The organism is Pseudacidovorax sp. (assembly GCF_017991995.1).
Taxonomy (GTDB): Bacteria; Pseudomonadota; Gammaproteobacteria; order Burkholderiales; family Burkholderiaceae_C; genus Xenophilus.
The window spans coordinates 181,816-202,537 of record NZ_JAGOPN010000009.1; the positions used below are offsets into that span (position 1 = coordinate 181,816).

Here is a 20,722-nt window from a genome sequence, read left to right on the forward strand (position 1 = left end):
GAAAGGACGCGCGGGCCTTCAGACACCCAGGTAGGCGCGGCGCACGGCCGGGTCGGTCAGCAGGCGGTCCGAGGGCCCTTCCAGGCTCAGCTCGCCGTTCTCCAGGATGTAGGCGTGGCTGGCCACCCGCAGCGCCAGCCGCACGTCCTGCTCGACCAGCAGGATGGTCAGACCCTGCTCGCGGTTGAGCCGCTGGATGGTCTCGAAGATCTGCTCCACCAGCAGCGGCGACAGGCCCATCGACGGCTCGTCCAGCAGGATCATGCGCGGCCGCGCCATGAGGGCCCGGCCGATGGCCAGCATCTGCTGCTCGCCGCCCGACAGGGTCGAAGCCTTCTGCTCGCTGCGCTCCTTGAGCCGCGGAAAGGTCTGGAACACGCGCTCCAGGTCCTGCGCGATCTCGGCACGCGCCCGGCGCAGGTAGGCGCCCAGCTCCAGGTTCTCGCGCACGCTCATGTCCTTGAACACCTCGCGCCCCTCGGGCACCTGCACCAGGCCGCGGCGCACGATCTCGTCCGAGCGCAGCCGGCGGATGGGCTCGCCGTCGAACAGGATCTCGCCTGCAGACGGCTCGATGAGGTGCGAGATCGCGTTGAGCGTGGTGCTCTTGCCGGCCCCGTTGCTGCCCAGCAGCGCCACGATGGCGCCCTGCCGCACGCGCAGCGACACGCCCTGCAAGGCCTGGATGGCGCCATAGGAGGCGCTGACGCCCTTGAGTTCGAGCATCCATTCACTCATTCGCCGCTCCCTTGCCGAGGTAGGCCTCGATCACGCGCTCGTTGCGGCCGATCTCGGCCGGCGTGCCCTCGGCAATCTTCTCGCCGAAGGACATGACGGTAATGCGGTCGGAGATCGACATCACCAGCTGCATCACATGCTCCACCAGCAGCACCGTGATGCCGTCGCGGCGCGCCAGGTCGGACAGCAGATGGTCCAGGCTCTCGATGTCGCGGTTGCGCAGGCCGGCGGCCGGCTCGTCCAGCAGCAGCAGGCGCGGCTTGAGCGCCAGCGCCCGGGCCAGCTCCAGCAGCTTCTGGTGGCCGAAGTCGAGTTCGCGCGCCACGGTGTCGCGGTCGTGCGTCAGGCCCACGCGCTCGATCAGGCTGTCGACCAGGTCGCGCGTCTCGCCCGTGGGGCGGCGCAGCAGCGCACGCGGACCGCGGGCGCTGTGCGAATGGCAGCCCAGCAGCACGTTCTCGTACACGCTCAGCTCGCCGAACAGCTCCAGGTTCTGGAAGGTGCGGGCCACGCCCATGCCGGCCATCTGGTGCGGCCGCGCCCGGCTCACGTCCACGCCATCGAGCACGATGGCGCCCTCGGTGGGCTGGTAGTAGCGCGAGATGCAGTTGAAGGTGGTCGACTTGCCGGCGCCGTTGGGACCGATCAGCGCATGCACCGTGCCCTGCGCCACCTGGAACGACAGGTTGTTCACCGCCGTCAGGCCGCCGAAGCGCACGGTGATGCCGCGCACGTCGAGGAAGGGCTGCGTCGTCGCCGCCGGCTGCGCGCCAGCGGACCGTGTGGGGGCCTGGGCCTGCAGCCCGGCGTCCATGACCAGGGCGTTCATGCGGCACCGCCCTTGAGTGCGGCAGCGCCGGCGGCCGCCTGCGCGTGCGGTCGGGCGACGCGCTTCTTCGCATCGGCGAACAGCCCGCGCGGCTTGAACATCATGAAGCCCAGCAGGATGGCGCCATACAGGATCTCCTGGATCGACAGCGCCTGGCGCAGCATCTCCGAGATGATGCCGAAGGCCAGTGCGCCGGCCACCGCGCCGCGCACCGAGCCGATGCCGCCGACCACCACCATCGTGAGGATGAGGATCGTGGTCTGGAAGCCCAGGCTTTCCGGATGGATGAAGGAGATGAACAGCGTGTAGGTGCCGCCCGCGATGCCCGCGAAGGCGGCCGACACTGCAAAGGCCGACTGCTTCATCGCCCGCGCATCGATACCCATGGCCATCGCAGCAACGTCGCTTTCGCGCACCGCGCGCAGGGCCGAGCCGAACTGCGAGCGCGACAGCCACACCGTCACCCCGAGCATCAGCGCCGCGATGCCCACCACGAAGGGATAGGCCTGCAGGTCGTTGGTGAGCGTGAGGCCCAGCATCTGTGCCGGCTGCATGCGCATGCCGTTGGAGCCACCCGTCACCGACTCCCAGTTGAGAAACACCCACTGCATGGCCTCGCCGAAGGCGAAAGTGGCCAGCGCCAGGTAGATGTCGCGCATGCGCAGCGCGAGCAGGCCGATCACGTAGCCCAGCGCAGCCGCGACCAGGCCACCGGCCAGGATCGACAGCACGAAGGGCGGATGCCAGTGCGTGTTGATGAGCCCGGCCACGTAGATGCCGATGCCGTAGAAGGCCGTGTGCGAGAGGGCGAACTGCCCGGCTTCGCCGATCACCACATGCATGCCCAGCGCCAGGATCACGAAGACCATCAGCAGGTTCACCACGTACAGCACGTAGCCGCTGGCAAAGAAGGGAATCGCGCAGAGCACGACGGCCAGCGCGGCCAGGGCCCAGGCGTCGAGCGGGAAACGTCGGGTGGGGGTCGTCATACTTTCTTCACCTGCACCTTGCCGCCGAGCAGGCCCTGGGGCCGCACGATCAGCGTCACGAGGATCGCCAGGAAGGGCGCGACAACGATGGCGTTCGTCGAGATGAACAGGCCCACCATGTTCTCGACCACGCCGATCAGCAGGCCACCCAGCACGGCGCCCGGCAGGCTGGTGAAGCCGCCGACGATGGCCGCCGCATAGGCCAGGATGGCGATGTGCGCGATGTCGGGCGTGACCAGCACTTTCGGCGTGATCAGCAGCGCGGCGATGCCGGCGATCAGGCCCGCAAGCGCCCACACCATCATGCGGATGCTCGACAGACGGATGCCCACGATCTGCGCCGCCTTGGGATTCATGCCCACCGCGCGCATGGCCTTGCCGATGCGGGTGTGCGTGAACATGAAGTAGATCAGCAGCATCACCGCCACGGCCACGCCGAAGATGGCGATGTCCAGGTGCGTGAGCGCGGCGTCGCCGATCATCACCGTGTCGTTGGAGACCAGGGCCGGCAGCGACCGGGGCGTGTCGCCCAGGCCGGTCTGCCGCACCAGGCCCTTGAGCAGGTAGGCCAGGCCCAGCGTCGCGATGACCAGTTGCACGCCGACGCCACGCGAGCGGGTGACGCGTTCCATCACCACGCGCTGGAACAGCGCCCCGCCCACCGCCATGGCGACCAGCGTGATCGGGATCACCGCGGCATAGGGCAGCTTGACCAGCAGCAGCAGGCTGAGGGCGACGTAGCCCGCCATCATCAACATCTCGCCCTGGGCGAAGTTGGGCACGTCGGTGGTCTTGAAGATGGCGACGATGGCCAGCGCCAGGAGCGCGTACACGCTGCCGGTCACCAGGCCCGACAGCAGACCCTGCTGCAGGAACAGCCAGATTTCATCGAGGCTCATGCGTGGACCTTGTGCGTCGACTGCAGGCGGGCCGCCCCGCGGGGCGGCCGTGGGTGGCGATGCGGTGCACTCACTTGGGCTGGTACGTCCAGGCGCTGGCGTAGCTGCCGGGCACCACCGTCTTGTTCTCGCCGTCGAACTTCAGGTAGATGGCGGACTTCTGCGCCGCATGGTCCGACGGCGTGAAGACGATGGGACCGGCCATCACCTTGGAGTCGAAGTTGGTCTTCGACATGGCATCCAGGAACTTCTCGCGCGTGGGCTGCGGGCCGGCGGCCTTCAGCGCATTGACCACGGCCATCGCCGACGGGATGCCGTAGGGCATGTAGGTCTGCGGATAGCCGGGTTTGGCGGCCAGTTCGGGGTAGTACTGCTTGTACATGTCGTACACCCACTTGAGCTTGTCGCCCCCGGCCACGTCCAGCATCACCTCCTGCAGGTAGACGTTCTTGAAGGCGTCCTTGCTGCCCACGTTCTCGACCAGCTGCTTGAGGTCGGCCGTGCCGTTGACGGCGATCACGATGGGCTTGTTCCAGCCCAGCTCCTGCGCCTTCTTGACCAGCAGGCTCACGGGACGGGCGTAGGTGGTGACCAGCAGCACGTCGGGGTTGGCGGCGCGGATCTTGAGCATCGGCGCCGTCACGTCGGTGATGTTGGGATTGATGGACTGCACCTGCAGCGTGGCGCCCAGCTTCTTGGCCTGGAATTCGGCCGCCTCCAGGTTCCATCCGCCGTAGGCGTCGTCGTGATTGAGGTAGCCGATCTTCCTGGCCTTGAGGTGCTCCGCCGCGAACTGCACCATGGAGCCGCCCACCGCACGCTGCGAGATCGAGAAGGCGCCGTAGATGTACTTGGACGGCGGATACAGCGCACCATCGCCCGAGGCGTTGAGCATGATCATCGGGATCTGCGAGCGCTCCACGTACTCGCGCGCACCCACCACCGGACCCGAGCACGAGCCGCCGTTGAGCAGGAACACCTTGTCCTGCTCGGTCAGCTTCTTGACCGCGGCCAGCAGATCGTTGGCGTTGCAGCGGTCGTCCTCGACCACCAGTTCGATCTGCCGGCCGTGGATGCCGCCTTCCTTGTTGACCTTGTCGTAGTACATCTTGGCGGCATTGATGACGTCGAAGCCGTAGGCCATCGAGTTGCCCGAGAGCGGGCCGAACATGCCGATGCGGATGGTCTTGTCGGTCAGGCCGGGGTCGGCCTGCGCCTGGACACCGAAAGCCGCGGCCGTGAGCGCGGCGGCAAGCAGTCTCTTGAACAGGGGGGTCATGCGTGTCTCCTTGGGATGGATGGGGCGGAACGCGGCGTCAGGCCTGCACGGCGGCAGGCGCTGCGGCGTCCTCTTTCTGGAAGCCGGGCCGGGGGATCAGGCCCAGCCAGGTCTGGGTGAGGCCGCCGTCGACCAGGATCTCCTGGCCATTGACATAGGCGGCCTGGTCGCTGGCCAGGAACAGCACCGCCTGGGCGATGTCCGCTGGCGTGCCGATGCGGCCGGCCGGCACGATGCGCTCGCGCAGCGTGCGCACGGCGTCCTGGGCGTAGATGCCCTCGCTCATGGGGGTGCGGATCATGGCGGGGCTGACGAGGTTGCTGCGGATGCGGCTTTCGGCCAGCTCCACCGCCAGCAGGCGCGACAGCATGGCGACGCCAGCCTTGCTGACGCTGTAGGCACCGCTGAAGGGCTGGGGCACGCTGCCGGAGACGGAGCCCACATGCACCATCGCCCCGCCGCCCTGCTCGCGCATCTGGCGGCCGAACTGCTGGGCGCACAGCAGGTAGCCACCCAGGTTGACGGCCAGCAGCTGGTTCCACCGGTCGATGGGCAGGTCCAGCAACGCGCCCGCGTACAGCGCACCGGCGTTGTTGACCAGCACCTGCGCAGGCCCAAGCTGGCGGTGCACGGCCTCGGCCGCGGCCTGCACGCTGGCTTCGCGGCTCACATCGCAGGCCAACGCGATGGCGCGGCCGGCGGGGGCGCCGAGCGTGTCCAGCGCGCGGGCCGCCTTGGCACCGTCGAGGTCGAGCAGGGCCACGCGCGCACCGGCGCCCAGCAGTTGCCGCGCCACCTCGGTGCCGATGCCGCCGGCGGCGCCGGTCACCACGCAGACGCGGTCGGTCAGGCCAAGCCAATTCGGCGCAGTGGCCGGGGAATCGTTCAACGTTGTCTCCGTCGGATCATCACAGGCGGCGGATTATGTATACCTGACACGAATAGAACGTCCGGGTTAACCCGTTTAATTGGCGTTTTAGGCCTCACATGTATACTCAATGCCGACTAGAAACAGGGGGTATTCCGATGAAGACGCTGGCGCAGAACGTCACGGACACGCTCCGCGACTGGATCCTCCATGGCCAGTTCAAGCCCCTGACGCGGCTGGAGGAACTGCCGCTTGCACAGCAGCTGCAGGTGTCGCGCACGCCCGTGCGCGCGGCACTGGCCACGCTCGCCAGCGAGGGCCTGATCGACCACCAGCCCAAGCGCGGCTATGTGGTGCGCGGCTTCGACCTGGAGGCGATCGCGGCGGCCTACGAGGTGCGGTCGGTGCTGGAGGGGCTCGCTTGCCGCAATGCGGCCCAGCGCGGCCTGGACGCCGCACAGGTCGGCCGCCTGCGCGAGAACCTGGCCATCGGCGACGCGATCCTGGCCAAGGGCAGGCTGGAGCCGGCGGACCACGAGCCCTACCAGCGGATGAATGTCGAGATCCACGACACGCTGCTCGAGGCCTCGGGCAACGACTGGGTCTGCCGCTTTGCCGAGCAGGCGCAGAACATCCCTTTCGCGTCGGACCGCATCATCCTGTGGGACGACCATCCGATCATCCTGCGCTCGCACGGCGACCATCACCGCATCGTCGAGGCGGTGATCGGCGGCGACGCCGCACGTGCCGAGCAGCTGATGCGCGAGCACGTCTACTACGCCGGCCTCATCCTCCGTCGCAACTACGAGGCGTTGCTCGACGCCGGCAAGGACGCGCCGGGGCTGCGCCCTTCGCGCCGTTCAGACGATGGCGCCCCGGGCGCCGGCTGAGACGGGCGAGGCGTCCGCAGTCGCAGCGGCGTCCCCGAACTCGCGGCGGATCGCACTGCCCTGCGCGTCCAGCGCCGGCGCGGGCGCAAACTCTTCCGCCTCCCAAGGCACCGACCAGGGCGACGCGGGCACCTGGGCCGTCATGCCGTTGACGGCCATGGGCCGCGTCTTCAGCTGGGGGTGGGCGATCAGGTCGTCCACCGAATTGATGCTGCCGTAGGCCGTCTGGGCCTGCCTCAGGCGCCGGCGCATCTCCTCGCTGGTCTGGGCGGCGAACACCTCGGCCACCGCGCCGTCCACATAGGCCCGGTTGGCCACGCGCACCGCGTTGCCGGCGCACTGCGGGTCCTGCAGCAGCTCGGGCCGCTGCAGCACGGTGCGGCAGAAGTCGGCCCACTCGCGCTCGTTCTGGATCGACAGCACGATGTCGCGGCCATCGGCACAGCGGAAGGCACCATAGGGCGCGATGGTCGGATGCCTGAGGCCCACCCGCTGGGGCGCGCTGCCGCCGTAGCGGGTCTGCAGGTAGGGCACGCTCATCAGCTCGGCGGCCGATCCGAACAGCGACACCTTGACCGCCGCGCCCTCGCCGGTGCGCTCGCGCTGCATCAGCGCCTGCTGGATGCCGATCAGCGCATTCATGCCCGCCGTGATGTCGCACAGCGACACGCCGATGCGGCCCCATTCGCCCGGCGCACCGCTCACCGACACCAGGCCGCTCTCGGCCTGGACCAGAAGGTCGTAGGCCTTGAGCTCGCGCAGCGCGCCCTCGTCGCCGTAGCCGGTGATGTCGCAGGTGATGAGGCGCGGGTGGCGCTCGCGCAGCGTGGCCGAGCCGATGCCCAGGCGCTCCGTGGCGCCGGGCGCCAGGTTCTGGATGAACACGTCGGCGCGGGCGAGCAGGCGCTCCAGCAGGGCCAGGTCGTCGGCCTTCTTGACGTCGAGCGCGATGGATTCCTTGCCCCGGTTGATCCACACCCAGTAGGACGACTCCCCGCCCACGGTGCGGTCGTAGCCGCGGGCGAAGTCGCCCTCGCTGCGTTCGATCTTGATGACGCGGGCGCCTGCATCGGCGAGGCGGCTGCTGCAGTAGGGGGCGGCCACGGCCTGTTCCAGGGCCACCACGAGGACGCCCTCCAGCGGGCCGGCGGGCCGGCGGTCGGCGGCGCGGGAGGAAGTCGGGTCCGGGGCTTGGTCATGGGTCGTCATGGGCTGGATTCTGGAAGCGCGCCACCCTGCGCCGGAATTGCTTTCGTGCAAATCCAGCCTTGCCGGGCAGGCAAGGCTGCCCTTTCCCAAAGGCGGGACGACCATCTGCTGGACACCCACATCGTCATCGAGGTGCTGAAGCGGCGCCCCATCGCGAGAACGGGGTGAGCCCGCGCAGCTGACCGCTGAAGTGCCCATGCGCCTGCGGGCACCCGTCAGCCGCCTCGCTCCTGGGGCGCCGCCGCGCACGCCTCCAGGTGGGCCATCAGCGTGCCCAGCGGCGTCTGCCCCGGCGGCTGGACGCGCGTGCACAGCTGCATGCGGCGCACGGCCCAGTCGTCGGCGAGCGGCAGCACCTTGAGCTGCAGCGCATGCGAGAAGCTGCCAGCCGCCGCCAGGGGCAGGATGCCGACGCCCAGGCCGGCCTGCACCGCGCGGCACACGGCCTCGAAGCTGCGCACCTGCACCCGCAGCGCCATCGGCCGGCTCTGCGCCGAGGCCTGGGCGGTGATGAGGCGCGTGAGCGTGCTGCTGCCCTCCAGGCCCACCAGGTCGCGGTCCAGCAGGTCGGCGAAGGTCACCGTCTCGCCCACCGGCGCATCGGCTTCGCGGGTGACGGCGGCCAGCCGGTCGCTGCGGTAGGGCCGCACCCACAGGCCCGACACGTCGCAGCCTTCCACCACCACGCCCACATCGGCCTCGCCGGCACGCACGCGGCGGGCGGCCTCGTCGCTCCAGCATTCCTCCAGCACGATGCGCGCCCCGGCATGGCCTGCCTGGAAGCGCGCCACGTCGCCGGGCAGGAACTGCGACATGGCCGAGGTGTTGCCATGCACCCGCAGCACCGCGAAGTTGCCGGCCGCGTAGTTGACCATCTCGGCGCGCATCTGCTGGACGTCGGCGATCACGTTGCGCGCCAGTCGCAGCAGGTGCTCGCCGGCCGGCGTGAGCTCCAGGCCGCGCGAATGGCGCGCGAAGAGCGTGGCATTGAACTGGTGCTCCAGCTGCATGAGCCGGCGGCTGGCCGCCGGCACCGTGATGTGGCTGGCCTCGGCCGCGCGGGTGAGGTTGCGCAGTTCGGCCGCGCGCACGAAGAGGGCCAGGGAATCGATGTCCGGGAGCATGGCGGCCGATTCTGCCGTCGCACCGGCTTGTCTTGCAGTTCGTGCAAGGCGGCGTTGATCGCTTTCCAATTCACGGCTGCGGCCGCGCTGCCTACATTGCGATGCGTTGCATGCACGAGACCACGGGTGAACACCATGAGCCAAGGCCAACTCCAGGACAAGATCGCCATCGTCACCGGCGGCGCCGCCGGCTTCGGCGAAGGCATCGTCCGCCTCTACGTGGCGGAAGGCGCCCGCGTGGTCATCGCCGACCTGGACGCCACCAAGGGCGAGGCGCTGGCCGCCGAGCTGGGCAGCGCAGCGCGCTTCTGCCGCTGCGACGTCTCCAGCGGCAGCGACGTGCAGGCGCTGGTCCAGACGTGCGTCGCGGCCTTCGGCGTGCCCGACATCGTTGTCAACAACGCCGGCACCACGCATGCCAACCAGCCCATGCTGAACGTGGACGAAGCCACCTTCGACCGCATGTTCGCGGTCAACGTGAAATCCATCTTCCACATGGCGCATGCCGTGGTGCCGAGGATGCGCGAGCGCGGCCAGGGCGGTGTGATCCTCAACGTGGGCTCCACGGCGGGCATCCGGCCGCGGCCCGGACTCACCTGGTACAACGGCAGCAAGGGCGCGGTGAACCTGCTGTCCAAGTCGATGGCGGTGGAACTCGGCCCCGACCGCATCCGCGTCAACGCCATCTGCCCGGTGATCGGCGAGACCGGCCTGCTGGAGAAGTTCATGGGCGTGCCCGACACGCCCGAGAACCGCGCCCGATTCATCGCGACCATTCCGCTGGGCCGCATGTCGCGCCCCTCGGACGTCGCGGCCACGGCCCTGTTCCTCGCCAGCGACGCGGCCGGGTTCCTCACCGGCATCGAGATGCCGGTGGACGGCGGGCGCACCGTCTGATGGCCGCCCTGCACCGCCCGGCACGCAGCTACCTCTTCGTGCCGGGCGACCGGCCCGAGCGCTTCGCCAAGGCCTGGGACAGCGACGCCGACGCCGTCATCCTCGACCTGGAGGATGCCGTCGCGCCGCAGGACAAGGACGCCGCCCGGGCGGCGGTGGCCGGCTGGCTGTCGGCCGAGCGACCGGTGTGGGTGCGCATCAATGCCGGCGACACGGCGGCCTTCGAGGGCGACCTGCAGCTCATCGGCCGGCCGGGCCTGGCAGGGCTGATGGTGCCCAAGGCCGAGGCGCTTGCGCCCGCCCTGCTCGCCGCGGCCACGGCGGCCGACTGCCCGCTGCTCGCCCTGGTGGAGACGGCCCGTGGCATCGCCCTGGCCCAGGAGATCGCCCGCACGCCGGGCGTGGCACGGCTGGCCTTCGGCAGCATCGACTTCCAGGCCGACCTGGGCATCGAGAGCGAGGAAGGCCTGCTGCCCTTCCGCAGCATGCTGGTGCTGGCCTCGCGGCTGGCAGGCCTGCCGCCGCCCGTGGACGGCGTCTGTACGGCGCTGGACGACGCCGCCGTGCTGGACGCCGACAGTCGCCGCTCGCGCGCCCTGGGCTTCGGCGGCCGGCTGTGCATCCATCCGAAGCAGGTCGGCACCGTGCATGCCGCCTGGGCGCCCACACAGGCCGAACAGGCCTGGGCCCGGCGCGTGGTCGAGGCCATGGACGCCAGCGGCGGCAGCGCGGTGCGCGTGGACGGCAGGATGGTCGACCAGCCCGTGCTGATCCGGGCCCGCCAGTGGCTGGATGCGGCCGACATGGGGCGGCGCCCGCGCGGCGGCTGACGGGCGCGGGCGCGTGCAGGCGGCTTGGCCGCCTGAGCGTTTTCCTTGCACAACAAAGGCCAATCACGCTCCAGACACGCATGCCTACCTCAACATCCGCAGGAAATCGTTGATCCCGGTCGAAATCGATCCAGAAGTTGCAGGATATGTGCGCAGCCCTCTGCCTACAGTAGAGCCTTTCCGACCATCCCTACGACTCTGGAGCCAACGATGTCCGACCTCTTCGACAACCCCATGGGCCTGTGCGGCTTCGAATTCGTCGAATTCGCCTCCCCCACGCCGAATGTCCTGGAGCCGCTGTTCGAGAAGATGGGCTTCACGCTGGTGGCCAGGCACCGCTCCAAGGACGTGCTGCTCTACCGCCAGGGCGGCATCAACTTCATCGTCAACCGCGAGCCGCGCAGCCCGGCCGCCTACTTCGCCGCCGAACACGGTCCCTCGGCCTGCGGCCTCGCCTTCCGCGTGAAGGACTCGCACCACGCCTACAGGCGCGCCCTGGAGCTGGGCGCCCAGCCCGTCGAGATCGCCACCGGCCCCATGGAGCTGCGCCTGCCGGCCATCAAGGGCATCGGCGGCGCGCCGCTGTACCTGATCGACCGCTACGAGGACGGCAAGTCCATCTACGACATCGACTTCGAGTTCCTGCCCGGCGTCGAGCGCCATCCGCAAGGCCACGGCTTCCAGGTGGTGGACCACCTGACGCACAACGTCTACCGCGGCCGCATGAGCTACTGGGCGGACTTCTACAGCAAGCTCTTCAACTTCCGCGAGATCCGCTACTTCGACATCAGCGGCGAGTACACCGGCCTCACCTCCAAGGCCATGACCGCACCGGACGGCCTGGTGCGCATTCCGCTGAACGAGGAATCGCGCCAGGGCGGCGGCCAGATCGAGGAGTTCCTGATGCAGTTCAACGGCGAGGGCATCCAGCACATCGCCCTGCTGACGGACAACCTGCTCGAGTCCATCGACCGGCTTCAGATGGCCGGCGTGCCGCTGCTCACGGCGCCCAACGACATCTACTACCAGAACCTGGACAAGCGCCTGCCCGGTCACGGCCAACCCGTCGGCGAACTGCAGGCCCGCGGCATCCTGCTGGACGGCACCACCGAAGGCGGCCAGCCGCGCCTGCTGCTGCAGATCTTCTCGGAGCCCACGCTGGGCCCGGTCTTCTTCGAATTCATCGAGCGCAAGGGCGACTACCGCGAGGGCTTCGGCGAGGGCAACTTCAAGGCCCTGTTCGAGTCGCTGGAGCGCGACCAGATCAACCGCGGCGTGCTGAAGGTGGACGACAAGACCGCCGAGAAGGAAGCCGCGTGAGCGCAGCGCCCGTCCGCCTCGACGGCGACGCGCTCGCGGCGCAGCTCGCCACGCTGCCGCAGTGGCGCCATGCACCGGAGCGCGGCGGCCTGATCGTGCGCGAATTCGTCTTCGCCGACTTCGTGGCCGCCTTCGGCTTCATGGCCCAGGTCGCGCTGCATGCGGAGCGGATGAACCACCACCCCGAGTGGTTCAACGTCTACAACCGCGTGCAGGTCACCCTGACCACGCACGATGCCAACGGCCTCTCGGCCAAGGACATCGAGATGGCCGGCCTGATGGACCGGCTGGCCACCGCCCTCGGCGCCCGCGCCCCCGCCTCCTCCACCTAGGAGCCCTCCATGCTGCAGACCACCGACACCGCGCCGGCCAAGCATGGCCTGGCGGCGGGGAGCGAACACGCCCCCGCGCGACCCGACTGGACCATCGACCAGGACTGGGGCCGCTACACCGCCGAAGAACACGGCGTGTGGCGCACGCTCTTCGAACGCCAGAGCCGCTTGCTGCCTGGCCGGGCCTGCGACGAATTCATCCGCGGCATGCAGGACCTGCCCATCGGCCCCGAGCAGATTCCCGACTTCGAACAGATGTCCAAGGTGCTGCGCCAGCGCACCGGCTGGGAGGTGGTGGCCGTGCCGGGCCTGGTGCCCGACGACGTGTTCTTCGAGCACCTGGCCAACCGCCGCTTTCCGGCCGGCCAGTTCATCCGCAAGCCGCATGAGCTGGACTACCTGGAAGAGCCCGACGTCTTCCACGATGTGTTCGGCCATGTGCCGATGCTGATGAACCCGGTGATCGCCGACTACATCCAGGCCTACGGCGAAGGCGGCCTCAAGGCCAACCGGCTCGGCATGCTGGAGAAGCTGGCCCGCGTCTATTGGTACACCGTGGAGTTCGGCCTGGTGCAGCAGAGCGACGGGTTGCGCATCTATGGCGCGGGCATCGCCTCCTCGGCCAGCGAGACGCGCTTCGCCGTCGAGGACGACTCGCCCAACCGCATCCGCTTCGAGCTGGCGCGGGTGATGCAGACGCACTACCGCATCGACGACTTCCAGGAGACGTACTTCGTGCTGGGCCACCTGGACGAGCTGCTGGAACTGGCCCGCATCGACTTCGCGCCGTTCTACCAGCGCCTGGCCGATGCGCCGGAGCATGAGCCGGGCGACGTGCTGCCCGGCGACACGGTGCTCACACGCGGCAGCGGCCGCTACCACGCGGCGCGTCGCAACGCGGCCACGGCCTGAAGGAACTGCAGTCCATGACACCCCCCTCCCCTACCCGGAAGATCGTGCTGATCACCGGTGCTTCCGGCCAGCTGGGCCGCGCCGTCGCGCAGGCCTTCATCGACCAGGGCGCGCGGCTCATCCTGCTGGACCGTCACCGCGGCGAGCTGCCCGATGGCGAGGACCTGCGCCATGTGACGGCGGACCTTGCCGACCGCGCGCAGGTCGTGCAGCACATCGGCGAGGCTGCCGCACAGATGGGCGGCCTGCACACCGTCTGCCACATCGCCGGCGGCTTTCGCATGGGCGAGGCAGTGCACGAGACCAGCGCCGCGACCTGGGACTTCCTGATGGACCTGAACGCCCGCTCGCTGCTGCATGTGGCCGCGGCCACCGTGCCGCTGCTGCTCAAGCAGGGCGGCGGCCAGATCGTGACGGTGGGCGCCGGCGCCGCCGCCCGCGGCGGTGCGCAGATGGGCGCCTACAGTGCGTCCAAGAGCGCGCTGATCCGCCTGACCGAGTCGATGTCGGCGGAACTGAAAGACCAGGGCATCCGGGTCAACTGCGTGCTGCCCTCGATCATCGACACGCCGGACAACCGGCAGTCCATGCCCGATGCCGACTTCGGCCGATGGGTGACGCCCCAGGCCCTGGCGGAGGTGATCGCCTTCCTGGCCTCGGATGCGGCGCGCGCCATCCATGGGGCGGCGATCCCGGTCAGCGGTAGGGTCTGAAGGCCGGAGCTGCATAGGGTGGTGGACTGAGGCTACTGGGCGCCTCGCCACGACGGCAGTGAACGCTTTCAGGGCAGTCGCACGGTGCCCTGGATGACCACGCCGGGCTCGCGCTGCGCCGGGTAGACCGGTACCGGCACGGGCACATAGGCAGGCGCTGGCACCGGTGCATACCCGACCGGTCCGCCGTCCTTGCATTTGCGCTTCTCGTCGAAGTCACCGTTCTTCTTCCACTTGCGCTCGATCTTGCAGGGGCCGTCCCAGTAGGTCTCTTTGTGCCCGGGACCGTGGCCCTTGCCCGGCCCGCGCCCGTTGGGCGGATCGGCCAGCGCGAGCGTGGGGGCGATGAGCAGGCTGCCGGCGAGGCAGGCGAGGAGGCGATGTGTTGTCATGGGGCGCGGCGGTGGTGACTCTTGCGCTGGCAGCATAGAGGCGACGTCTGGCAGCCGGGTCGGCCAAGTTCAACGGCCGGCATCGGACAAGATCACCAGAAGGCCCCCATGCATCGGAGCGATCCGCCGAGGAGCACGACGTATTGCCGGCGGGGCGTCCCACCGTCGCGCGTTTGTCAGACGCCGTCCGGCAACACGCTCCAGGCGACGGACAGCCGCATCGATCCGCCCGGCTCCAGCAGCCGCAGGCCCTCCTGGCCCGGCAGGTGGAAGGCGTCGATCGGGTGGGTGATCGGCTCCAGGCAGAAGGCCTCCCCGTGCGGCGGCCGGTAGACCAGGCAGTGGCCGTCACCCTGCACCGCCGGCTCGATCTGCCGAAGCTGCACCTGCAGACCCCACGAGGGCCAGCGCACCGTGGCCACGCCGTCCCAGCCGTGGAAGGCGTTGTCGATGAAGCTGCCATGGGCGGGCATGCCGGCCGGCAGGTTCCAGTCGGGCGGCAGCACGGCGCTGCGCCCGGTGGGAATGGGATCGGCGCCGCTCAGCCAGACACCCTTTACTGCGGCGTGGATGCGGGTGTCGGCCGCGCGCATGAACCACGGATGCAGACCCAGGCCGTAGGGCAGCGGCTCGACGCCTTCGTGGCGCACCTCGACCCACTGGTCGAGCCCGCCCTCACGCAAGCGCAGCCCCTGGCGCGCGCTGAAGCGATAGGGGCTGCCACCGAAGCCGCCGGAGTGCAGCGTCATCTCGATCTCGCCGGGCCCCGTCTGGCGCAGCTGCCAGGGCTGCAGCCAGCCGTCGCCATGGATCGGATAGGGCTCGCCCTCGCGGTTGGGCTGCATGGCATGAAAGCGCCCCGCCGCCTCGAAGCCGCCCTGCGCGATGCGGTTGGACCACGGCACCATCGCAAAGGAGGCCTGGCGGTAGAGGTCGTCGCTGCCGTCCCACGGACGCCAGAGGTCCAGCGGCGCGCCCTGCGGCGGCAGCCACTGCCAGGCGGCCACCGCGCCACCGCGGGAGGGGACGACCGCCAGTCGCTGGCCGGCATGCTGCAGCCAGTGGCGGCCTTCGGCGTCGGGCATGAGCTGCCCCGGGCCGGCGCCGTGGATCGAATCGGCAGTTGCAGCCGAGGAACCGGCGATCGCGGAGATGTTCATGCGGGAGCTCCAAAGGCTTGGGCCGGCAGGCCGGCCACGTTCATGGAGACGGCGAAGAGCCCACCCGCCAGAGGCTCGGCATGCAGTGCCACCTCGTCCAGGCCCACGCGCGCGGTCGTGATGTAGAGCGTGCGCAGGTCCTCGCCGCCGAAGGCGCAGTGCGTGACCTGGCTGGCGGGCACGGCGATGCGGTCCAGCTCCTCGCCCGTGTCGGGGTCGTGGGCGCTGACGCAGCCGCCGCCCCAGTGCGCGATCCACAGGCGCCCCAGCGCATCGACCGTCATGCCGTCGGGATGGCCATCGCCCGCGCCGAAGGTCAACCAGGGGCGAAGCGGCACACGCGGGCCGCTGACGGGGTCCACCTCGCAGGCCAGCACATGCCGGCCCACCGTGTCGTTCACATACATGCGCCGCCCGTCCAGCGACCAGGCCGGACCGTTGGTCACGCGCAAGCCCAGCAGCAGACGGTCGCAGCGGCCCGCCTCGTCGTAGCAGTACAGGTGGCCAGTGGGCTGGCGCGCGTCGAAATCCATGCTGCCGGCCCAGAAGCGCCCATGCCGGTCGCAGCGGCCGTCGTTGAATCGGTTGCTGGCCGGCTCGCCTGCGGGCTGGTGCAGGTAGACCGGCTGCGTGCCCGGCGCGTCGGGATCGAAGTGCGCCATGCCCCGGCGCAGCGCCAGCATCAGGCCGGTGCCATCGCGCCGTTCGGCCACGGCCGAGACCTCCTCGCCGAACTGCCAGCACAGCGCCTCGCCATCGGACGGGCGCCAGCGGAAGAGCCGGTGCGACAGGATGTCGACCCACCACAGCGCCTGCCGGCGCGGCGACCACAGCGCGCCCTCGCCCAATTGGGCGCGGGCATCGAGCACGCACCGCGCCGGACCGGCATGCAGCGCCGGCCCGCGGGCGGCGGGCAACAAGGAGGAGGAAGTCATGCGCAGGGCCTTGCCATGGTTGTCTCGCGTTTGTCTCGTCTTGACGCCATCGATGCTAGCCGGGCATATTGATGAGCATTGCATGATTTCTTTGCCTCATTCGATACACAAATGAATATCCCATCTTCGAACACCGCTGGCGCTGGTTCGGCCCGCTACCCGGGCCTTCAGGGCCGCCGCGCCTTCGTCACCGGGGGCGGCAGCGGCATCGGCGCCGCCATCGTGGGCGAGCTCGCCCGCCAGGGCATGCAGGTCGCCTTCATCGACATCGCCGAGGCGCCCAGCCGGACGCTGGCGGAATCGCTGGCGGCCGATGGCCTGCCGGCGCCCTGGTGGCGGCGCTGCGACGTGCGCGACGTGCCCGCGCTGCAGGCCGCCATCGCCGACGCGGCCACGGCACTGGGCGACTTCCATGTGCTGGTCAACAACGTGGCGAGCGACGACCGGCACACGCTCGAATCGGTGACGCCGCAGTACTACGACGAGCGCATGGCCATCAACGAGCGGCCGGCCTTCTTCGCGATCCAGTCCGTGGTGCCCGGCATGCGCCGGCTGGGCGGCGGATCGGTGGTCAACCTGGGCTCGACCGGCTGGCAGGGCAAGGGCAGCGGCTATCCCTGCTATGCCATCGCCAAGTCGTCGGTGAACGGGCTGACACGCGGGCTGGCCCGCACGCTGGGGCAGGACCGCATCCGCATCAACACGGTCTCGCCGGGCTGGGTGATGACCGAGCGGCAGATCGCGCTCTGGCTGGATGCCGAGGGCGAGAAGGAGCTCGCCCGCAACCAGTGCCTGCCCGACCGTCTGGCGCCGCAGGACATCGCGCACATGGTGGCCTTCCTGGCCAGCGATGCGGGGCGCATGTGCACGGCGCAGGAGTTCACGGTGGATGCGGGGTGGGTTTGAAGATCGGCGGCAACGCCAGCGGCGTGGCGAATCGGGCGCCCGCGGCCCCTCACCCTGCCTCTCCCCAGCGGGGAGAGGAGCAAGGCGGGGTCAGGGACTGAGGCCGTAGACGGGCCTGCAGGCGGTGCGCAGCGCCTGCATCAGCAGCGTGGCGCCGGGCGACAGCTGCCGGTCGGTGCGGGTGATGAGGCCGAAGTCGTCCATGTGGCAGGGCATGTCCAGCGGCAGGATGCTCAGGATGCCGTGCCCCGCGTAGTAGCGCGCCACCTCGGTGGCCATGACGCACAGCATGTCGCTCTGCTGCAGCATGCGGGTGATGAACAGCAGGGCCGCCGTCTCCACCACGTCGAAGGGCGGCGCCAGGCCGGCCTCCTGGAACATCAGGTCGAAACGGTGCCGCAGCACGCTGCCTGCGGGCGGCACGATCCAGGGCCGCGTGGCCACGTCGCCCAGCGTCAGCCCGGCTGCGCTCGACAGCGGATGCCCGGGCCGCGCCACCGCGCACACGGGCTCGCCCGTCAGCGGTTCGTAGCGCAGGTTCGACTTGTCGTCGTCGGCAAAGATGCGCGCCACCAGGATGTCCAGCCGGCCCTGGCGCAGGTAGTCGACCAGCACCGGGCTGGTCTCGATCTCCAGCACCACGCGCAGGCTGGGCTGCTCGCGCTTCACGGCCGCCACCGCCTGCGGCAGCAGCGCGAGACCGGGTGAGGTGATCGCGCCCACGCCCACCTGGCCGTAGCGGCCGGCCTTGAGCGACATCAGCTCCTCGTGCGCCTGGTTGAGGCTCGCCAGCGCCTGGCGGGCATGGCGGATCATGGTCTCGCCGTACCAGGTGGGCCGCATGCCTCGCGGCAGGCGCTCGAACAACGGCACCTCCAGCACGTCCTCCAGATCCTTGAGCAGCTTGCTGGCCGCGGGCTGCGTGATGTTGAGCGCGCGGGCGGCGGCGTGGATGTTGCCCTCGTCGGCCAGGGCCGTGAGCAGCAGCAACTGCCGCGTCTTGAGGCGGGCGCGCAGGAACCAGTGCGGGTTGGAAGTCGAGGGGCTGTTCATCGAGGAATGCGGTGTCGCCGGTGGCCAGCGAGGGTTTGTGCGAATGCTCCTATTGATATCCATTCTCTCCAAAAAACCATTGGATGGATATTTTTTTGCTTCATACACTGCCCTCACGTTCGATGCGGTGCGGGTGCGCCGCACGGCGCCCACAACACCATCGATTCCTTCATCAGGAGACAACCCATGCGCCCCTCCCGTCGTCAGCTCGTCGCCCTGGCCGCCGGCCTGCCCCTCGCCATGGCGCTGCCCAGTGCCGCCTGGGCGCAGAAGAAGATCGTGCTCGGCTTCAGCCAGGTGGGCGCCGAAAGCGAATGGCGCACCGCCAATACGGAATCGATCAAGTCGGCCGCCAAGGACGCAGGCATCGAGCTCAAGTTCTCCGACGCGCAGCAGAAGCAGGAAAACCAGATCAAGGCCATCCGCGCCTTCATCGCGCAGAAGGTGGACGTGATCGCCTTCTCGCCGGTGGTCGAGACCGGCTGGGACAACGTGCTGCGCGAGGCCAAGGCCGCCAAGATCCCGGTGGTGCTGACGGACCGCGCCGTCAACACCAAGGACACCTCGCTCTACGTCACCTTCATGGGCTCCGACTTCGTCGAGGAAGGCCGCAAGGCCGGCCGCTGGCTGGTGGACAAGATGAAGGACCAGAAGGGCGAGGTGCGCATCGTCGAACTGCAGGGCACCGTGGGCTCGGCCCCGGCCATCGACCGCAAGAAGGGCTTCGAGGAAATCATCAAGGCCGATCCCAAGTTCAAGATCGTGCGCTCGCAGACCGGCGACTTCACCCGCGCCAAGGGCAAGGAGGTGATGGAAGCCTTCCTGAAAGCCGAGGGCAAGAACGGCATCAACGTGCTCTACGCGCACAACGACGACATGGCCATCGGCGCCATCCAGGCCATCGAGGAAGCGGGCCTGAAGCCGGCCAAGGACATCACCATCATCTCCATCGACGCCGTCAAGGGCGCCTTCGAGGCCATGATGGCCGGCAAGCTCAACGTGTCCGTCGAATGCTCACCGCTGCTGGGGCCGCAGCTGATGACGGCGGTGAAGGACATCGTGGCCGGCAAGCCGGTGGCCAAGCGCATCGTGACGGAGGAAGGCATCTTCCCGATGGAAACCGCCGCTGCCGAGTTTCCAAAGCGGAAGTACTGAACAACCCCCATGCCGCTTCGCGGCTCCCCCTTCTCTCGCTTCGCGGGAAGGGGGCGCACCCAGCGGCCTGGCGGAGCCAGATCCGCGGGTGCCCTGGCAGGCGCTGCGAGCGCCCCGGCCCCTCACGCTGTCCAGTTCGAACAACACCACTCAGAGAGACAACCCATGCGCCGCGTCTTCATCCGTCACCTTCTTGCCGCAGCGGCTGCGCTGACGGCCTTCGGCCCGCTGGCCGCGCACGCCCAGGACAAGGGCCTGGTCGGCATCGCCATGCCCACCAAGTCCTCGGCACGATGGATCGCCGATGGCGACAACATGGTCAAGGTGCTGAAGGACCGGGGCTACAAGACCGACCTGCAGTACGCCGAGGACGACATCCCCAACCAGCTGGCGCAGATCGAGAACATGATCACCCGCGGCGCCAAGGTGCTGGTGATCGCCTCCATCGACGGCACCACGCTCGGCAAGGCGCTGCAGAACGCGGCCGACCGGGGCATCAAGGTCATCGCCTACGACCGGTTGATCCGCAACAGCAAGAACGTCGACTACTACGCCACCTTCGACAACTTCCAGGTCGGCGTGCTGCAGGCCAATTCCATCGTCGACAAGCTCGGCCTCAAGCAGGGCAAGGGCCCCTTCAACATCGAGCTGTTCGGCGGCTCGCCCGACGACAACAACGCCTTCTTCTTCTACGACGGGGCGATGAGCGTGCTCAAGCCCTACATCGACAGTGGCAAGCTGGTGGTGCGTAGCAAGCAGATGGGCATGGACAAGGTGGGGACGCTGCGCTGGGACGGCGCGGTGGCGCAGGCCCGCATGGACAACCTGCTGTCGGCCTTCTACGGCAACGCCCGCGTCGACGCCGTACTCTCGCCCTATGACGGGCTGTCCATCGGCATCCTCTCCTCGCTCAAGGGCGTGGGCTACTGCACCGCGCAGCAGCCCTGCCCCGTGGTGAGCGGGCAGGACGCGGAGGTGCCCTCGGTCAAGTCGATCCTGCGCGGCGAGCAGTCCTCTACCGTGTTCAAGGACACGCGCGAGCTGGCCAAGGTCACGGCCGACATGGTCGACGCCGTGGTCTCGGGCAAGCAGCCCCAGGTCAACGACACCAAGACCTACAACAACGGCGTCAAGGTGGTGCCGTCGTACCTGCTCAAGCCCGTGAGCGTGGACAAGAGCAACTGGGAACAGGTGCTCGTGGGCAGCGGCTACTACAAGGCCGCGCAGTTCAAGTAAGGCTCAGCCGGCGCTCATGAACCGCGTCACCGCAAGCGCCCGCCGAAGCCCTTCTC

22 protein-coding genes are annotated in these 20,722 nt (G+C 69.2%); 10 read left to right on the forward strand and 12 right to left on the reverse strand.

All coding sequences use genetic code 11. From position 1 onward, the window contains the following. Nucleotides 1-18: 18 nt before the first annotated feature. From KBC94_RS14255 to KBC94_RS14280, 6 genes are all read right to left on the reverse strand, one after another. Nucleotides 19-738 carry an ABC transporter ATP-binding protein gene (locus tag KBC94_RS14255; RefSeq protein WP_294371126.1) on the reverse strand — a complete coding sequence of 240 codons (720 nt, stop codon included), beginning with the start codon at nucleotides 736-738 and terminating at the stop codon, nucleotides 19-21. Further along, nucleotides 731-1,567, reverse strand: a complete 837-nt coding sequence (locus tag KBC94_RS14260; protein ID WP_294371129.1) for an ABC transporter ATP-binding protein — start codon at nucleotides 1,565-1,567, stop codon at nucleotides 731-733. Before KBC94_RS14260 ends, KBC94_RS14255 begins: the two co-directional genes overlap by 8 nt. Further along, entirely contained in the window at nucleotides 1,564-2,556 is a 993-nt protein-coding gene (locus KBC94_RS14265; RefSeq protein WP_294371131.1) for a branched-chain amino acid ABC transporter permease, read from the reverse strand. Before KBC94_RS14265 ends, KBC94_RS14260 begins: the two co-directional genes overlap by 4 nt. After that, the gene (locus KBC94_RS14270; RefSeq protein ID WP_294371134.1) at nucleotides 2,553-3,455 is read right to left on the reverse strand and encodes a branched-chain amino acid ABC transporter permease; all 903 of its coding nucleotides are present in this window, start codon (nucleotides 3,453-3,455) and stop codon (nucleotides 2,553-2,555) included. Before KBC94_RS14270 ends, KBC94_RS14265 begins: the two co-directional genes overlap by 4 nt. A 70-nt stretch (nucleotides 3,456-3,525) precedes the next feature. Then, nucleotides 3,526-4,734 (reverse strand): ABC transporter substrate-binding protein, encoded by a 1,209-nt coding sequence (locus KBC94_RS14275; protein WP_294371136.1) that lies wholly within the window; start codon nucleotides 4,732-4,734, stop codon nucleotides 3,526-3,528. Between the two features lie 37 nt (nucleotides 4,735-4,771). Beyond that, nucleotides 4,772-5,623 (reverse strand): SDR family oxidoreductase, encoded by an 852-nt coding sequence (locus KBC94_RS14280; protein ID WP_294371138.1) that lies wholly within the window; start codon nucleotides 5,621-5,623, stop codon nucleotides 4,772-4,774. 137 nt (nucleotides 5,624-5,760) lie between these two features. Here KBC94_RS14280 and KBC94_RS14285 point away from each other — a divergent pair, with 137 nt between their 5' ends. Further along, nucleotides 5,761-6,492 (forward strand): GntR family transcriptional regulator, encoded by a 732-nt coding sequence (locus KBC94_RS14285; RefSeq protein WP_294371142.1) that lies wholly within the window; start codon nucleotides 5,761-5,763, stop codon nucleotides 6,490-6,492. Here KBC94_RS14285 and KBC94_RS14290 read toward each other — a convergent pair. Then, entirely contained in the window at nucleotides 6,463-7,701 is a 1,239-nt protein-coding gene (locus tag KBC94_RS14290) for a CaiB/BaiF CoA-transferase family protein (RefSeq protein WP_294371148.1), read from the reverse strand. The genes KBC94_RS14285 and KBC94_RS14290 overlap by 30 nt on opposite strands. 215 nt (nucleotides 7,702-7,916) lie before the next feature. Beyond that, entirely contained in the window at nucleotides 7,917-8,825 is a 909-nt protein-coding gene (locus tag KBC94_RS14295) for a LysR family transcriptional regulator (protein WP_294371153.1), read from the reverse strand. A gap of 135 nt (nucleotides 8,826-8,960) precedes the next feature. Between KBC94_RS14295 and KBC94_RS14300 the strand changes: the two genes are divergently transcribed. From KBC94_RS14300 to KBC94_RS14325, 6 genes are all read left to right on the forward strand, one after another. Further along, the gene (locus KBC94_RS14300) at nucleotides 8,961-9,722 is read left to right on the forward strand and encodes a glucose 1-dehydrogenase (protein WP_294371156.1); all 762 of its coding nucleotides are present in this window, start codon (nucleotides 8,961-8,963) and stop codon (nucleotides 9,720-9,722) included. Further along, entirely contained in the window at nucleotides 9,722-10,552 is an 831-nt protein-coding gene (locus tag KBC94_RS14305; protein WP_294371159.1) for a CoA ester lyase, read from the forward strand. The genes KBC94_RS14300 and KBC94_RS14305 overlap by 1 nt, the downstream gene beginning before the upstream one ends. 210 nt (nucleotides 10,553-10,762) lie before the next feature. Next, a complete protein-coding gene (hppD, locus tag KBC94_RS14310) occupies nucleotides 10,763-11,872 on the forward strand; it encodes a 4-hydroxyphenylpyruvate dioxygenase (protein WP_294371162.1) in 1,110 nt (369 codons plus the stop codon). Beyond that, nucleotides 11,869-12,204 carry a 4a-hydroxytetrahydrobiopterin dehydratase gene (locus KBC94_RS14315; RefSeq protein ID WP_294371165.1) on the forward strand — a complete coding sequence of 112 codons (336 nt, stop codon included), beginning with the start codon at nucleotides 11,869-11,871 and terminating at the stop codon, nucleotides 12,202-12,204. The genes hppD and KBC94_RS14315 overlap by 4 nt, the downstream gene beginning before the upstream one ends. A 9-nt stretch (nucleotides 12,205-12,213) precedes the next feature. After that, complete coding sequence (gene phhA, locus KBC94_RS14320) at nucleotides 12,214-13,116, forward strand: phenylalanine 4-monooxygenase (protein WP_294371168.1); 903 nt, start codon at nucleotides 12,214-12,216, stop codon at nucleotides 13,114-13,116. A gap of 14 nt (nucleotides 13,117-13,130) precedes the next feature. After that, a complete protein-coding gene (locus KBC94_RS14325; RefSeq protein WP_294371170.1) occupies nucleotides 13,131-13,829 on the forward strand; it encodes an SDR family oxidoreductase in 699 nt (232 codons plus the stop codon). A gap of 68 nt (nucleotides 13,830-13,897) precedes the next feature. Here KBC94_RS14325 and KBC94_RS14330 read toward each other — a convergent pair whose 3' ends face one another. The 3 genes from KBC94_RS14330 to KBC94_RS14340 form a co-directional block, all read right to left on the reverse strand. Continuing rightward, nucleotides 13,898-14,221, reverse strand: a complete 324-nt coding sequence (locus KBC94_RS14330) for a hypothetical protein (protein ID WP_294371173.1) — start codon at nucleotides 14,219-14,221, stop codon at nucleotides 13,898-13,900. Between the two features lie 176 nt (nucleotides 14,222-14,397). Then, nucleotides 14,398-15,381: an aldose 1-epimerase gene (locus KBC94_RS14335; RefSeq protein WP_366934707.1), complete on the reverse strand. Its 984-nt coding sequence runs from the start codon at nucleotides 15,379-15,381 to the stop codon at nucleotides 14,398-14,400. Continuing rightward, nucleotides 15,378-16,316, reverse strand: coding sequence for an SMP-30/gluconolactonase/LRE family protein (locus KBC94_RS14340; protein WP_294371176.1), 939 nt, complete (start codon nucleotides 16,314-16,316; stop codon nucleotides 15,378-15,380). The genes KBC94_RS14335 and KBC94_RS14340 overlap by 4 nt, the downstream gene beginning before the upstream one ends. Nucleotides 16,317-16,427: 111 nt before the next feature. Between KBC94_RS14340 and KBC94_RS14345 the strand changes: the two genes are divergently transcribed. Beyond that, entirely contained in the window at nucleotides 16,428-17,222 is a 795-nt protein-coding gene (locus KBC94_RS14345; RefSeq protein ID WP_294371179.1) for an SDR family oxidoreductase, read from the forward strand. 90 nt (nucleotides 17,223-17,312) lie between these two features. On the opposite strand, the gene KBC94_RS14350 is transcribed toward KBC94_RS14345, so the two are convergent. Beyond that, entirely contained in the window at nucleotides 17,313-18,275 is a 963-nt protein-coding gene (locus tag KBC94_RS14350) for a LysR family transcriptional regulator (protein ID WP_294371182.1), read from the reverse strand. A gap of 186 nt (nucleotides 18,276-18,461) precedes the next feature. Between KBC94_RS14350 and KBC94_RS14355 the strand changes: the two genes are divergently transcribed. Continuing rightward, nucleotides 18,462-19,430: an ABC transporter substrate-binding protein gene (locus KBC94_RS14355; RefSeq protein WP_294371186.1), complete on the forward strand. Its 969-nt coding sequence runs from the start codon at nucleotides 18,462-18,464 to the stop codon at nucleotides 19,428-19,430. A gap of 165 nt (nucleotides 19,431-19,595) precedes the next feature. Beyond that, the gene (gene chvE / locus KBC94_RS14360) at nucleotides 19,596-20,666 is read left to right on the forward strand and encodes a multiple monosaccharide ABC transporter substrate-binding protein (protein ID WP_294371192.1); all 1,071 of its coding nucleotides are present in this window, start codon (nucleotides 19,596-19,598) and stop codon (nucleotides 20,664-20,666) included. Nucleotides 20,667-20,722: the final 56 nt, after the last annotated feature.